Raw genomic sequence first — 15381 nt, forward strand, 5'->3', positions numbered from 1 at the left:
GTGTTTAGTAGGTTATGAATTTTGGTTTAAAAAATCTGTGGCGATTATATAATGGTTGTACTTCGGTACAAATGGTCATTACAGCGTGTGACTATGTAGAAGCAAGTGTTAAGAGTGAGCTGCGGTACAATGACTCTGATCCACTTAAGCCAACAAGAGATAATCGAAAAGTTAATATTATTAATGGTGTTTTAAATGTTTTAGTTGCGCCGCTGGGTCGAGCTATGTTTGAGGAAGAAGTCTGCGCTCAGCCAGAATCTAAGCCTTACTGACATGATAACAACACGGTATTTGTTGAGTAAATTGCTAATCTTTAAAGTCGTCGTGATTATTAGGGGTTATTCCCTTTATGACTTGCGAAAAACAATGCTACTGCGAGTATTATAATACCGATAATTTGTAAGCTATAATGGCTATAGTAACCAAAAGCAATAAAGCACGGCCAGCACAAACAGTGCCAGGCCGCGTAAAAAGCGTTTTAAGCTGAGCTTAGGAGCAGAGCCTAAGCGGTAGGTCATCGTGTTTAGTAGTAAGAATGCTCGCCAGCCTGGTGCTCGGTAATGTCTGCCACACCGGTGATCTCTTCAAACTTAGCAATCATCTCTTTTTCGATGCCTTCTTTAAGTGTCACATCGATCATCGAGCAACCATTACAGCCGCCGCCAAATTGCAGTACCGCAACACCCTCAGCAGTAATTTCTACCAAGCTTACTTGGCCACCGTGATTAGCTAGCTGCGGATTAACTTCAGTTTCAAGCATGTGTTGAACTTGCTCTTCTAGGGTTGCATTCTCGCTTAACTTACGCGCTTTAGCATTAGGCGCTTTAAGGGTTAACTGCGTGCCCATTTTGTCAGTCACAAAATCAATTTCAGCTTCTTCTAAAAATGGTGCGCTTTCAGCGTCAACAACCGCCTCAAAGCCATTAAAAGGCAAGCGAATATCACTGTCTTCTACTGCATCTTCAGGACAGTAAGAAACACCACACTCAGCTTGTGAGCTACCAGGGTTTACTACGAACACGCGTATATTGGTTTTTTCGGCCTGATCGGATAATAATTTTGCAAAATGTGATTGTGCGTTTTCGGAAATAGAAATCATAAAAACAAACTATACCTGACTAAATTACTCGGATACTTGCCATCATACTCCGCTCATCGCATTGTCGCTAGTGTTGGGCGTAAAAAGTTGGTATCTAATTTAGTCAATGGTAGCGTAAAATCATTCATCATTTTTTGAGTGTTTTTCATGCGCTTTATAATAACAATATTAACTATACTGCTAAGCTTTACTGCTTCAGCGCAACCACTTTCTTATTATTTTGAACAAGATACAAAGTTTGACCCGACAATTCCAACACCAGAAGAAGTGCTTGGTTATGAAGTGGGTGAATGGCATGTACGCCATGATCAATTGATTCGATACATGGAGATTTTAGCCGAAAAAAGTGATCGTATTAATTACGAAATAATTGGCCGTACGCACGAGCAACGCCCCCTTGTAATGTTAACTATTACTGGGGCTAATAAACTAGCTAATATTGAACAAACACGCCAAGCGCATTTAGCACGATTAAGTAATGGTGAAAGTGATACAAGCACCGACCAGCCTGCTGTAGTGTGGATGGGGTATAGTGTGCATGGCAATGAATCATCGGGTAGCAACTCAGCTTTATTGGTTGCCTATTACCTAGCCGCGGCACAAGGGAAAGAAATTGACACACTGTTAAACAACACGGTTATTTTACTCGATCCTTCATTAAATCCGGATGGCTTGGCGCGTTTTGCCAATTGGGCAAATAGTAATCGAGGTATGAACTTATCGGCTGATCCAGAAACTCGTGAGCATATTGAGAGCTGGCCAAGTAGCCGCACTAATCATTATTGGTTTGATTTAAACCGTGATTGGTTATTGCTACAGCATCCTGAGTCACGCGCGCGGATTGCCAAGTTTCATCATTGGAAACCAAATATCTTAACTGACTTTCATGAAATGGGACCTAATAGCACTTACTTTTTTCAACCGGGAATTCCTAGTCGTAAACACCCAATCACTCCGGATGAAAATGTCAGCTTAACGAAGGCTATTGCTAACTACCATGCGAAAACGTTAGATAAACACAATGCTTTGTACTTCACTGAAGAAAGCTTTGATGATTTTTATTACGGAAAAGGCTCAACCTACCCTGATGTAAATGGCAGTGTAGGAATTTTATTTGAACAAGCCAGCTCTCGTGGCCATGTGCAAGAAACACAAAACGGTACGCTAACTTTTCCTTTTACAATAAAAAACCAGCTATTAACGAGTTTATCGACCTTCCAAGCGGCTGTAGATAACCGCCAAGACTTATTAAATTATCAAGCTGACTTTTATAATGGGGCTGTAGAGCTTGCTGGCGATGAAGATTATAATGGCTATGTTGTTGAAGGCGGTAATGATGATACACGTAAGGCACTTTTTTTAGATTTATTAAAACAGCACCAAATAAACGCTTACCCACTTACAGATTCAGTTAAAGCCCAGGGTAAAGAATTTTCAAAACAAAGCTACTTTGTACCATTGGCGCAGCCTCAATTTCGTTTAGTAAAGGCTATATTTAGCGAACAAAAACGTTTTGTAGATAACACCTTTTATGATGTGTCTGGTTGGACACTTGCGCATGCTTTTAATTTAGAGTTTGCAAAGGTAACTAGTGGTTGGGGTTTAAATGTAGCAAAAGAAGCATGGCAAGCGGCAAAAGTGAAGCAATTTCCTACATTAACTTCGCATTACGCTTATGGTTTTAAATGGGATGATTATTTAGCCCCAAAACTGCTTAACTCATTACTAAAGCAAGGCGTAAAAGCTCGTGTAGCACTTAAGCCACTTACTGCAAAAACACCTAATGATAGCCAAGATTTTGCCCCAGGTAGCATTATTGTTCCTGCGGGTATTCAAACCAATAATGATTGGGTGGAAATACTCAATCAAGCGCAAACAGAATTTGGTATTGAAATAACTCCAATCACCTCAGGACTAACCGCTAAAGGTGCTGATTTAGGCTCTCGCTCGTTAGCTGTGGTTAAAGAGCCCAAAGTGTTGTTAGTAGGCGGGGAAGGCACCAGCCAGTATGAAGTTGGGGAAGTATGGTATTACCTAGACCGTTTTGTAGGTATTGCTCCCACGATAGTTGAACTTGAGCGTGTAGATGAATTAGAGCTCAGTGATTATAGCCATATTGTTTTGGCTCATGGGTATTACAATAGTCTCAGTGATGCTACTAAAGTCGCGATTAAAACATGGGTTCGTAAAGGCGGGGTCATTTGGGGGCACAAAGGTGGCGCAAAGTTTTTAGTTGATCAGCAGTTATTAAAAACCAGTTATTTATCGCGCGAAGATGTTGCGAGTGCGTTTAAAACAGATGGCTTGAGTTATGGTGATAAGAGCCACTTATCAGGTCGTCAACGTATTGCTGGCGCAATATTTAACACTAAGGTCGACTTAACACACCCGCTTACTTATTCATTAAGCCGTGAAACACTCCCCGTATTTAAAAATAGCACTTGGTTAATTGAGCCTTCAAATGCGCCGTTTGTTAACGTTTTACAGTATACCGAAAAGCCGTTACTAGCGGGCTTTACAGATGATGTAAATGTAGAACAAGTCGCAGGTGCTGCGGGGCTCGTGGCGCACTCTTATGGCCGTGGTAATGTTATTGGTATGACTGACAACCCAGTCTTTAGAGGTTACTGGTATGGTACAAGTCGATTACTTAGTAATGCGCTCTTTTTTGGGCATACATTTCGAGTGGATGGTGATTAATTGTTAACCAATTATTAGCTCCTTTAATATTGTTCATTAGTAATGTTAGAGCTACCTACAATATGACATTTTCATGAATTTATACGTTGGATGCGTTTTTATGATTATTTTTAATTTATTATCTACTTTCATTTAAGATCATTAGCTTCACAGGGTTTAAATATGATTTCCCGAAGACAATTTCTTTTGAGTGCTGGGACGCTCGCATTCGTTGGTCTTTCCAGAAGTGCATTTGGTAAGGCTACTTTAGCTAACTTGACTGATAGCGTATTGGCATATGGCTCTTTAATTCCTGATAGAAAAAAATTACTCGATTTACCTGCTGGTTTTAGCTATCGCGTTATTTCTCAATTGGGAGATGAAATGGACGATGGCTTATCTGTACCAGATAAAGCCGATGGGATGGGGTGTATAGCGCTTGATAGCGAAAGAGTTGTACTAGTACGTAACCATGAGCTTTCTCCAAAAAATATTAAGCAGGCAGCAACGAGCATTAAGTCACATAAAACGCCTACAGCCTATGACGTATTTGATGATGGCGTAGCGCTTCCCGGTGGCACAAGCCATATTATTTATAATATTAAAGAGCATAAAAAAGAACAAGAATTTCTATCGCTGTGTGGAACAATACGTAATTGTTCTGGTGGTGCTACACCATGGGGAAGCTGGCTTACTTGTGAAGAAACCGTCGCTAATCAGGCAGATGGATTAGGTAAATCTCATGGCTATATATTTGAAGTACCTGCAACGGCAAAAGGTTTGGTAAAACCAGAACCACTTGTTGCAATGGGACGATTTAATCATGAAGCAGCCGCAATAGATCCACGCACAGGCATTGTTTATCTTACTGAGGACAGAGGCGATAGCTTATTTTATCGATTTATTCCTAATGAATTTGGTACGCTTAGTAAAGGCGGTAAACTCCAAGCAATGGTTATTAAAGAACACTCGCAATTTGATACCCGTAATTGGAATGAATCCACAATGCTTAAACATACACCGATGGATGTTGAATGGGTTGATTTAGATGAGCCAGAGAGCCCAAAAGATGATCTAAGGATTAGAGGATATCAACAAGGAGCTGCACTTTTTGCTCGTGGCGAAGGCGTACATTGGGGCAACAATGAGCTTTATTTTTGCTGCACGAATGGCGGTAAAAAACAGCTTGGTCAAGTTATGAAATACCAGCCATCAGAGTTTGAAGGTAAAGAAAGTGAAAGCTCAGTCCCGGGTAAAATAGAGTTGTTTGTAGAAAGCGAAGATGAATCATTGTTTAACTTTGGTGATAACTTAACAGTAGCACCGAATGGTCACCTTATTGTTTGTGAAGATCAGTATACTGATATTGTCGATAATCATCTGCGCGGAGTAACACCTAGCGGAGATATTTATACGTTTGCTCGTTTAAGCGAACAAACAGAGCTTGCCGGCGCGTGTTTTTCGCCTGATGGTAATACACTATTTGTAAATGTATATTCACCAACTAAAACATTAGCAATATCAGGCCCATGGAATAGCTTTAAGGGATAAAAAATTAAACCTGTTGAGTTGCTAATGTTAGAATCTATTAATAGGTTTGTGTGGTAGATAAAAAGTGAATTAATTTATCGACACAAATGTTGGTAATGTTATATTATATCTTTCATGCTGAGATTGACATTACACTCACTTCGAAACCAAACAACACTAATAAAATATATATTAGTGTTGTTTTTGCTATTCAGTGTTTTTTCTGCTTGGCACGATACTTCACACGAATTACAGGCAGAGCAAGAATGTGAACTCTGTTTAACCTCTCTTGACTTAGAACACTCAATACCCGCTAAAGTAACCCTTTTTGGGGTACATTCTCACTCTCTTTCTTTAATAGGGTTAATTAGTCAGCACTTTTATAGTGTGTTTGTTGCTATTACAGGTAATAGAGATCCACCATCCGTTATTTTTAATTAATCAGTTAAATGTATTTTAAGCACTCGTTATTAAATGATATCGAGTGAATTTTATTATGTATTTTTAGAGATAACAGCATGAAAAATAACTATTCACCTTTAGTGCTAGCCTTGTTAACAGCAATGAGCAGCACTGCATATGCAGACGAAAAAAACATTCAAAAAGATGAAACCGATATAGAAAGAGTGTTAATAACGGCCTCCCCACTAAAACGTACTGTGCTTGAATCAAGTACACCCGTAACAATATTGAGTGGCGAAGAGCTAGACCAAAACCAAGCGGCCACGTTAGGTGATACTTTAAAAAATGTACCCGGTGTGCATAGTTCATATTATGGACCTGTTGCGAGTAGCCCAATTATTCGTGGCTTAGATGGACCACGAATCAAAGTTGTTCAAAATGGTTTAGGTGCGTCTGATGCATCACGTGTAGGTCCCGATCACCAAGTCTCAACCGAAACATCTACCGCCACTCAAATTGAGGTCCTAAGAGGTCCAGCTACGCTTTTATATGGGAGCGGCGCTATTGGTGGAGTTGTGAACGTGGTTGATAACCGCTTACCAGCACAAAAAAAAGAAGGCGTAAGCGGTGAAGTATTTGCACAATACGATAATGTGGCAGATGCTAAAACTGTTTCAACAGATTTAAATGCAGGCTCTGGTGATTTTGTTTTTCATATTGACGGGTATACCCGAAAAACCGATGATTATAAAATTCCGGTGCCGACTGATATAGATGAAGAGGGGGGTAGTACAACACTAGCTAACTCAGCTATTGATGCCAGCGGTTATAACTTAGGGGCTGGTTGGATAACCGATGATACACGAGTTGCTTTTTCGTATGGTCATATGGACTCTGAATACGGTTTACCAGGCGAAGAAGGCGTGTTTATAAAGCTAAACCAAGATCGTTATCAAGGCGTAGTTGACTGGAATAATTTAGATGGCTTTATTCAAGCAGTACATTGGAAAAATGCGTATACAGACTACGAGCATTCTGAAGTTGAAGGTACAGAAATTGGCACTACTTTCAAAAACGAAAGTATTGAGTCTAGATTGTCGGCTGACCATGCACCTGTATACGGTTGGAAAGGTATTGTTGGCTTGCATTACAACAAAAGTGACTTTGAAGCGATAGGTGAAGAAGCATTTACCCCACCAACTAAGACTGACAGCATTGCTGCATTTTTAATGGAAGAAAAAGAAGTTGGCCCACTTTTATGGCAACTTGGTACGCGTGTTGAACAATCAACTCATAATGTAAATAATGACTTTTTTACTGAGTTAAGTGCATCAAATGATATTTCGTTCGACAACAAAGATTATACAGCGGTATCAGGCTCTGCTGGTGTTGTTTGGAGCATTAACGAAAAACACTCATTATCCTTTAATTATGCTTACTCACAACGCGCACCATCGTCTTCTGAAATATATTCATATGGTCCTCATATTGGCTCAGGTACTTATGAAGTCGGTGGTGGGTTTGAACTTAATAACGACAATGGTCAATACAATGTCGTTCAAACAGACGAAAGCATGGATAAAGAGGTCTCAAATAATATAGATATTACTTATCGTTATAACGCGGATACATGGAATGCGAGTGTTAGCGTATTTAATAATGAAGTAGATAACTATATTTTTGAAGATTTTACCGATTTAGTTATTAGCGATGGTGCCTTTATTACATCAGCTGATTATGAGAACCAAGTGGCTATATTAGGAGAGTCAGATGAAGAAGCTGATGGTTTGCCAGTCGTTTTATTTTCACAGCAAAACGCCCGTTTATACGGCTACGAAGCACAAGTTGATTGGCATTTAAATGATGATTGGCGTTTAGAGGTATTTACTGATTATACGCGGGCTAAATTAGATTCAGGCGGTAATGTCCCAAGAATGCCACCAATGAGATTTGGCTCATCTGTTCACTACGAGTATGAAAATTGGCATACCGAAGTCGAAGTTATTCGTAACGCTAAGCAAGACAAAATAGCTGAGAACGAAACGCAAACAGATGGCTATACAATGCTATCTGCCTCAGCTAATTATTACCTTGATTTAGGTGATGTAGATATGACTATTTATATTAAAGGCGATAATTTAACGGACGAAGAAGGGAGAGTGCATTCGTCATACTTAAAAGACGAAGCACCATTACCAGGTCGTTCAGTTAGCCTAGGTGTAAGAGCTCGTTTTTAATCGTTAATGATTGAAATACCCTAAAGTAGCTGTGGGATTTAAATTGGTGTTAAGCACGTTACAAACGCCCAAACTTGTTTTGCCCCAGCTTGTTTTAATGCCTCAGTCGCTGCATTTAGCGTTGCGCCTGAGGTCATTACATCATCAACAATAGCGATTACATCACCGGTTATATCTTTATTGCATTGAAAAGCACCTTGCACGTTTTTAACTCTTTTAGCACGGGTTAAATGGGTTTGTTTATTAGTCGCTTTATGCTTAATCAATAAATCATCACCGATAATTTCATCAAATAAACATGCTCGCCAACTTTGATCAACCTGATTAAAGCCTCGGCTAAAAAACCGCTGGCGATGCAAAGGCAGTATGACAAAGTAATCAGGCCATTCATCAGCACTATTTTTGGCTATTTCAAGCTGTTGGCTAATTACTTGGATAAGGGCTTTTTTATAATGAATTTGATTATGAAACTTAAGTTGGGTTAGCCAGTGATCAAATGGCGAACGGTACCAAGCACATGCAAACAAGTGCTCAAATTGACAGTCGGGAAATAACTCAGCTATATCTGGGTGATACAGTAGGTTTTTACTCGCGGTTAAATCAAATAAAGGAAGATCGGCTAAGCAGTGTTCACAAAGCCCTTGTTGCTCATATATCTGTACTTGGCATTGCAAGCAATAACAAGGGAATAACCAATTACCTAGACCTTTACTTAAGCGAGAAATGTTGGCCATTGCATTCAGTCCTTTAAACGCTATTATAATACTTAAGTGTGGAGCAGGATAACTAAATATGCAAAATGAATTGGTGTTATTACACGGCTGGGGAATGAATAAAGGCGTGTGGGAGGTTATTCAGCCTGAACTTGAATTTCTTTGCAATAATGTAAAAAGTCTCGACTTACCTGGTTACGGTGAGCATTCATGTAAACTAACAGCTTATACATTACATAACGCCGCAAAGTTACTAAGCAAGCAAATAAAACCTAACTCAACTTTAATGGGTTGGTCACTAGGAGGCTTATTTTCTCTGTATATTGCGAAACATTGGCCTGATAAAGTGAGCAAGGTTATCTTAGTTTCTTCAACCCCATTTTTTGCTGAGCAAGATGATTGGTCGGGTATTAAAGCGGATGTATTAAATACCTTTAAAGAGCAATTAGTCAGTCATCGAGATAAAACAATCGAGCGCTTTTTAGCTATTCAAGCAATGGGTAGCCAAAGTGCTAAAGACGATATAAAACAACTTAAAAAGTTACTTAAGCAATACCCTGCCCCGCAAGAGGACGCTTTAACAGGTGGCCTTGAAATATTACAACAAGACGACTTAAGAGCGTTTTTTAGTGACTGCGAAGTACCTATTAAAGGTGTGTTTGGCCGTTTAGATGCGCTGGTGCCGTATCGCGCGATTGCAAAAATGCATGCGCTGAATCCGCAGTTTGAGTATGAAGTGCTTGATAAAGCGTCTCATGCGCCGTTTATCTCACATAAAGAAGAATTTTTAAAAGCTATCAAATCAATACTTTGAGCTCGATGTAAAAACAGCCTAGTTTATACTTTGTTTTGTGTGATTGATGAACGATAATTAATTGAGTATATAGCCGGTCGAGATGAGTTGTACCAATAGGTTCTGTATTTAATAATGGTGTTAAAGGTTTTAGCTGTGCCAGTTAAGGTATTGAAAAATCCAGTGCGGAGATTAACCGTGCGTCTATTACTCTACTAGAACTCAACAAGACGATACACAACTTGCGCAACAACGTCAGTTAGCAGTGGCGAGCCCTGAAGAAGGGGTAATATTATTTAAAGTCGACAGTCGTTTTAACAGCGATGACAATGATACCTTAAGCGAACACGGCCAAGCGTGACTTCAGCAGACTCCCAAGTTGGGTTTTTAGCGTAAATATAAATTTTAATAACCTTTTTAAATTTATCAAAAAACCGCAATATTATTAATATCGCGGTTTTTATTGTTTGGTATCTTTAAGCTTAAAACATAAAGGTACGCTTACTTTTTGGTCTTCGCGTTGGCAAAGGCATCTGCAAATGCGTTACCCATCATCGCATTACCACTATCTCTTTTAGGTTTTTCTGCAGAGCGTGGTTGGTTGTTGTTACTGCGAGATTGGTTATTTGCAGCCGCTGGCTTTGATTTATTGCTGGTGTTAATGTCGTCATCTAAGCGCATAGTAAAGCTAATGCGTTTACGTGCTGCATCAACTTCTATTACTTTTACTTTAACAATATCACCGGCTTTAACGACTTCACGAGGATCGGAGATAAACTTATTAGTAATTGCTGAAATATGCACTAAGCCATCTTGATGAACGCCCACATCAATAAATGCGCCAAAGTTAGCAACGTTAGAAACTACACCTTCTAAAATCATACCTGGTTTTAGGTCGCTAATTTTTTCGACGCCGGCTTTAAACTCGGCTGTTTTAAACTCAGGGCGTGGATCGCGGCCTGGCTTATCAAGCTCAGTAATAATGTCGGTAACCGTTGGTAAACCAAATTTTTCATCGGTGTAGTCATTCGCCACTAACTTATTGAGTAGGTCTGAGTTACCAATCAGGGCATTCACATCAAGCGTATTTTGCTCACAGATACGTTTAACAACCGGATATGCTTCAGGGTGAACCGATGATTTATCAAGTGGATCAGAGCCGTTACTAATTTTTAAAAAGCCTGCAGCTTGCTCAAAAGCTTTTGGACCTAAGCGCTCAACTTTTTTAAGTTCACTGCGCTTGGCAAACGAACCGTTGGTGTCACGATAGCTGACAATATTTTGTGCTAACGTTTTATTTAAGCCCGATACCCGCGTCAATAATGGTACTGAAGCCATGTTTAAATCTACACCGACTGAGTTTACGCAATCTTCAACTACAGAGGTTAACGACTGTCCCAGTTGGCTCTGCGATACGTCGTGTTGGTATTGGCCTACACCAATTGATTTTGGCTCAATTTTAACGAGTTCAGCGAGTGGATCTTGTAAACGACGGGCAATCGATACCGCACCACGTAAAGATACATCTAAATCAGGAAATTCATTGGCTGCAAATTCAGATGCTGAATAAACTGAGGCACCTGCTTCACTGACCATAATTTTATTGAGTTTAAGCTCTGGCAAAGACTTCATTAGTTCGCCAACTAGCTTGTCTGATTCACGTGAAGCCGTGCCGTTACCAATTGCTACAAGCTCTACTTTATGTTGGCGACAAAGCTGCTCTAAGGTACGAACTGATTTATCCCAATGGTTTTGTGGTGCATGTGGGAAAATAGTTTGCGTAGCGAGTAGTTTACCTGTGCTGTCGACCACGGCTATCTTACACCCCGTACGCAGACCAGGATCAAGTCCAAGCGTTGTGCGAGCACCAGCCGGGGCTGCCATTAGTAAGTCTTTTAAGTTTTTAGCAAATACGTCAATCGCGCCGGTTTCGGCTTTTTCGCGCATCGCCGCTAAAAATTCATTTTCTAAATGTAGGCCCAGTTTAATTTTCCAAGCCCACTGGACTACGCTTAATAACCACGGACTTGCTGTTTGGTCTTTGATATTAAGACGATAATAATCAGCAATCATCTGAGCACATATTTGCGCTGGGTTCTCTGCGCTAGGTTCAGGATTTATACTTAACTGTAATACTCCTTCGTTGCGGGCGCGCAGCATGGCTAGTGCCCGGTGCGAAGGTATTTTTCTTAGTGGCTCTTGATGCTCAAAATAATCGCGGTATTTAGCACCTGCTTGCTCTTGGCCAGCAATTAGTGAAGCTTCAATCTGACCGTGTTGGCCAATGTGGCTACGAAATTTAGCAAGTAGTTTTGCGTCTTCAGCAAAGCGTTCCATTAAAATAAACTTAGCGCCATCAAGCACGGCTTTACTATCAGCAAACTTGGCTTCTGGATTTAGGTATTTAGCCGCTTGTTGCTCTGGGTTTAAATCTGCATCATTAAATAATGCATCAGCTAACGGTTCTAAGCCTGCTTCAATAGCTATTTGACCTTTAGTGCGGCGCTTAGGCTTATAAGGTAGGTATAAATCTTCGAGCTCAGTTTTACTTTGCGCGGTGTTAATATCAGCTTGTAAAGCCGCGGTGAGTTTATCTTGCTCTTTTATAGTCGCTAAAATAAAACTGCGACGCTCTTCGAGCTCTCTTAAATAAGACAAACGTTGCTCAAGTAAACGCAATTGCGTGTCATCAAGGCCACCGGTTACTTCTTTACGGTAACGAGCGATGAAAGGAACAGTAGCACCTTCATCGAGTAATTTTGTAGCAGCAACTACTTGTTGCTCTTTAGCATTTAGTTCAGTAGCTAAACGTGCAGAGATATTGCTCATGCAAAAACCTTATTAAACAATTTTAAGATCAAAACACAGTTGTTTTGATGTAATGATTTGCTTGAATAATATCACAGCCAAGCAAAGGGGCTATTGATCTTTGGAGATTAATTTTGCAGCTGCATTTGCTTTTTGATTTTTATTTGGGCTCCTTGGTTATGAACCTCGCGTTGCGATTAAATGCCTTAAATAAAAAGGCCTTAAAGCGGTTGCTTTAAGGCCTTTTGTGTTCGAAACATTTGGAATAAATTATAATATTAATGCGGGTGGTCAATTTGCTCCATCACTTCACTAAATGTGTGTGCAATAGGGCTTATATGTAATGGTACTTGTAACTTTTTAGAAATCTCGCGAGCTGATAGAAGGCCGCAAATTTCATTGTTAGAAGCAGTAACGAGTAAAAACATAACGCCACGATGTTCCATTGTTTGTAGAGCATCACCGATACAGGCATAACTTAAGCTTTGCATGCTCACTCCGGTTAAATTGCTTAGCGGTGTCATTACATGACGTAAGCTCACATCATTACGTGCTACATTTAAGCGTTGCGCTAAAATCATGGTCTTAGAGCTTTGTAAGTCAGCGCTTGAAACTACACCCAGTAGCTTTTTGTTATCATCAACCACTAAAATAAAGTCGGTGTGTTGATTGGTTATTTTTTTTAACGCTTCAACTATTGAAGTTTCATAATGTGCGCGTAGCGGATCTTGTTGAGTAAAGTTATTAATCATTTCTAACGCCGGAGACGTTAAATCGATAAACGGCTTATTATCGCTATAAGTATGAGATAAAATGCCTTTAGATATATTTTGGGTACGAAGTTCTTTAAAGTTAGCCATAGTGTTCACCAGTTTGATTAGTTAATTTAAATTAAGTTTCTTAGAGCGAAAATTAAACTAAATTATTTGGTGGTCCACGCTGGTACGCTTGGCTAAAAGGTTGATTACTAGGAACAATGAAATCGTAATAAGGTGTTACAAGCGCTAGAGGTTGGGCGACTTGTAATATATCAACGTCAACATGATTGTCTAGGTCAACGTCAAGGTTAGCTTGATCAGGAATTTCACAAGCAACATAGTGAGCAGTTGGGATAACTTGCTGGTTGTGATTGCCATTGGTATCTGCAAACGCAGTAATGCCTACACTTAATAAAAGTGCAAATAACATCATATTACTAAATATGCGCTGCATTGCGTTTGACATAATTACTACCTTTATAATCTCAAATAGACTGACATTTTTTATTTGAGTACCTTTACTTATAGATCACATTGGCATATTACACAACCATTAATTAACTTCTTCTGAATATTCCAAGTTTATTTTTCGATAGGGTAAGTGATTTTATTAACATACCATTCTTTTTTCCCCTGCGGAGTGGGAACTTCAAACTCATCATCAACTTGTTTTTTTAAAAGTGCTCGCGCCATCGGCGAGTCTATTGAAATGTAATCTTTACGGTCGTATATTTCATCAGGGCCAACAATACGAAAGGTAAGTATTTCGCTTTGCTCATTTTCTACTTCAACCCATGCGCCAAAAAATACCATGCCAGCCTGCTGCGGAGAATACTCTATAATTTTTAAGTCTGGGATGCGTTTACGTAAATAACGTACGCGGCGGTCTATTTGTCTTAACAAACGTTTATTGTACTGGTATTATAACCCTACCCAAATATATACTAAAATTACTACTTTAATACTTGTTAGATAATAAAAAAGAGTTAGTATTAAGGAAAAGTAAATATACTATATAATAAAAAGTATGGCATACATCCAAAAAATAAACGTAAAGTATCATGACAAAGAGACTGGCAGTATTTGTGAGTTACCTGCTCTTTATACAGAGAAAGGTGTCGTGATATCACACATAAGATATCTTGCTTGGTACAGCTCTAAAAGCGAGTCATGGAAAGAACGCTCTATATTTTCTTTAAAGCTTCTACTCACATATATTGATGCCGTACCTAACTTTGAAAACTCAACTTTATTATTAAAAGGTTTTACTAAAGCACTATTAATAGGAACAATCGATTACGATAAAATGGATGATGAGCTTGGATTGTATTGGAAGGCAAGAAAGCCTAGAGATGCTAATAATATATTATTTCATATAACGCATTACTCTGATTTTTTAGCTTTACAGAAAGGATTTGACTCATCAAGGATAAACCCCTTCAGAAAAGCAACAAGTTATGAAGAAAGATTAAATTGGTGTGCATATTATCATAAGCATGCAAATGTGTTCTTAAATCACTTATCTAATCAAAAAGATGCTGCCTTTAATGCACAGAGAGTAAGATTTATTGATCGGTTATTAGAGCCTAAAATAAATAATGAAAAAGCGATGAAATTCCCCGATGGTCACTTTGAAAAGCTTCTTTATATTGGAATGGTAAAAGGCTCAACACCAGACTATAAATCTCAAGCTATGACCATGTTATTAAATTATGGTGGATTACGTAAAAGTGAGCTATTTCACCTTTATGTTTCAGATATAACTTTACATCCAATATATCGAGATGAAGCATTAGTTAGGGTCTATCATCCAGAAATAGGCCGCTCACCTGACAGTAGTTTTGCAAATAGGCGAGAATACTTACTCGAAAGCACTTTTTATAAACCAAGAAATACATACCGATTATCAAAAAGACTATATGCGGGTTGGAAATCACCTTTACTCACAAATAAAGACGGTTATTTTGAAGTGATATTTAACCCACCTGAAAAAGCAAAAGAATTTTTAATATCTTGGGTTAACTATCTAAAATATCAACGTGTAGAGCCTGCAAAAACAGACACTCATCCATTTGCATTTACCAACTCCACAGGAGCGCCTGAAACGATAAAAAACTTTCAGCGAATTCATAAAAGAGCAGTTAAAAAAATTGGACTGGAAGTTAAAAAAGAGCTTGGAACTACAGAGCATGGGCACAGGCATGCATATGGTTATCGCGCACGACAACTTGGTTTAAGCCAAGTTGAAATTCAAAAAGCAATGCATCATAAGAGCTCTCTATCCTGCTTGATATATATACAACCAACCTCAGAAGATATTCGTAATAAGATGAGAGAGATTAAATGAGCAAACTTAAAGGTA

General features: G+C 39.1%; 11 protein-coding genes and 1 pseudogene. 6 read left to right on the forward strand and 6 right to left on the reverse strand.

Translation table 11 applies throughout. From position 1 onward, the window contains the following. Positions 1-14 precede the first annotated feature (14 nt). Positions 15-272: a hypothetical protein gene (locus ACT3RM_RS13370; protein WP_441835887.1), complete on the forward strand. Its 258-nt coding sequence runs from the start codon at positions 15-17 to the stop codon at positions 270-272. A gap of 251 nt (positions 273-523) precedes the next feature. Here ACT3RM_RS13370 and nfuA read toward each other — a convergent pair whose 3' ends face one another. Further along, on the reverse strand, positions 524-1099 hold the full coding sequence (gene nfuA, locus ACT3RM_RS13375) for a Fe-S biogenesis protein NfuA (RefSeq protein WP_441835888.1): 576 nt from the start codon (positions 1097-1099) through the stop codon (positions 524-526). A gap of 147 nt (positions 1100-1246) precedes the next feature. Between nfuA and ACT3RM_RS13380 the strand changes: the two genes are divergently transcribed. From ACT3RM_RS13380 to ACT3RM_RS13390, 3 genes are all read left to right on the forward strand, one after another. After that, positions 1247-3799, forward strand: coding sequence for a M14 metallopeptidase family protein (locus tag ACT3RM_RS13380; RefSeq protein ID WP_441995088.1), 2553 nt, complete (start codon positions 1247-1249; stop codon positions 3797-3799). 162 nt (positions 3800-3961) lie between these two features. Beyond that, positions 3962-5329 (forward strand): alkaline phosphatase PhoX, encoded by a 1368-nt coding sequence (locus ACT3RM_RS13385; RefSeq protein WP_441835890.1) that lies wholly within the window; start codon positions 3962-3964, stop codon positions 5327-5329. 497 nt (positions 5330-5826) lie between these two features. After that, the gene (locus tag ACT3RM_RS13390; protein ID WP_441835891.1) at positions 5827-7947 is read left to right on the forward strand and encodes a TonB-dependent receptor; all 2121 of its coding nucleotides are present in this window, start codon (positions 5827-5829) and stop codon (positions 7945-7947) included. Between the two features lie 38 nt (positions 7948-7985). On the opposite strand, the gene ACT3RM_RS13395 is transcribed toward ACT3RM_RS13390, so the two are convergent. Continuing rightward, positions 7986-8681, reverse strand: a complete 696-nt coding sequence (locus ACT3RM_RS13395; RefSeq protein WP_441835892.1) for a ComF family protein — start codon at positions 8679-8681, stop codon at positions 7986-7988. 58 nt (positions 8682-8739) lie between these two features. Between ACT3RM_RS13395 and bioH the strand changes: the two genes are divergently transcribed. Continuing rightward, a complete protein-coding gene (gene bioH, locus ACT3RM_RS13400; RefSeq protein ID WP_441992993.1) occupies positions 8740-9474 on the forward strand; it encodes a pimeloyl-ACP methyl ester esterase BioH in 735 nt (244 codons plus the stop codon). Positions 9475-9954: 480 nt separating this feature from the next. On the opposite strand, the gene ACT3RM_RS13405 is transcribed toward bioH, so the two are convergent. The 4 genes and pseudogenes from ACT3RM_RS13405 to ACT3RM_RS13420 all read right to left on the reverse strand — a co-directional run. Then, complete coding sequence (locus ACT3RM_RS13405) at positions 9955-12282, reverse strand: Tex family protein (protein WP_441835894.1); 2328 nt, start codon at positions 12280-12282, stop codon at positions 9955-9957. A gap of 257 nt (positions 12283-12539) precedes the next feature. Next, the gene (locus tag ACT3RM_RS13410; RefSeq protein WP_441992991.1) at positions 12540-13121 is read right to left on the reverse strand and encodes a CBS domain-containing protein; all 582 of its coding nucleotides are present in this window, start codon (positions 13119-13121) and stop codon (positions 12540-12542) included. A 52-nt stretch (positions 13122-13173) separates the two neighbouring features. Then, a complete protein-coding gene (locus ACT3RM_RS13415) occupies positions 13174-13485 on the reverse strand; it encodes a hypothetical protein (protein ID WP_441992990.1) in 312 nt (103 codons plus the stop codon). A gap of 116 nt (positions 13486-13601) precedes the next feature. Next, positions 13602-13940: pseudogene (locus ACT3RM_RS13420) on the reverse strand (GreA/GreB family elongation factor); the annotation flags it as partial. 106 nt (positions 13941-14046) lie between these two features. On the opposite strand from ACT3RM_RS13420, the gene gmtY reads away from it, so the two are divergent. After that, the gene (gene gmtY / locus ACT3RM_RS13425; RefSeq protein WP_306287708.1) at positions 14047-15366 is read left to right on the forward strand and encodes a gamma-mobile-trio recombinase GmtY; all 1320 of its coding nucleotides are present in this window, start codon (positions 14047-14049) and stop codon (positions 15364-15366) included. The last annotated feature ends 15 nt before the right edge of the window (positions 15367-15381 follow it).

The sequence above is a fragment of the Pseudoalteromonas sp. AOP7-A1-14 genome (genome assembly GCF_052376275.1).
Taxonomy (GTDB): Bacteria; Pseudomonadota; Gammaproteobacteria; order Enterobacterales; family Alteromonadaceae; genus Pseudoalteromonas.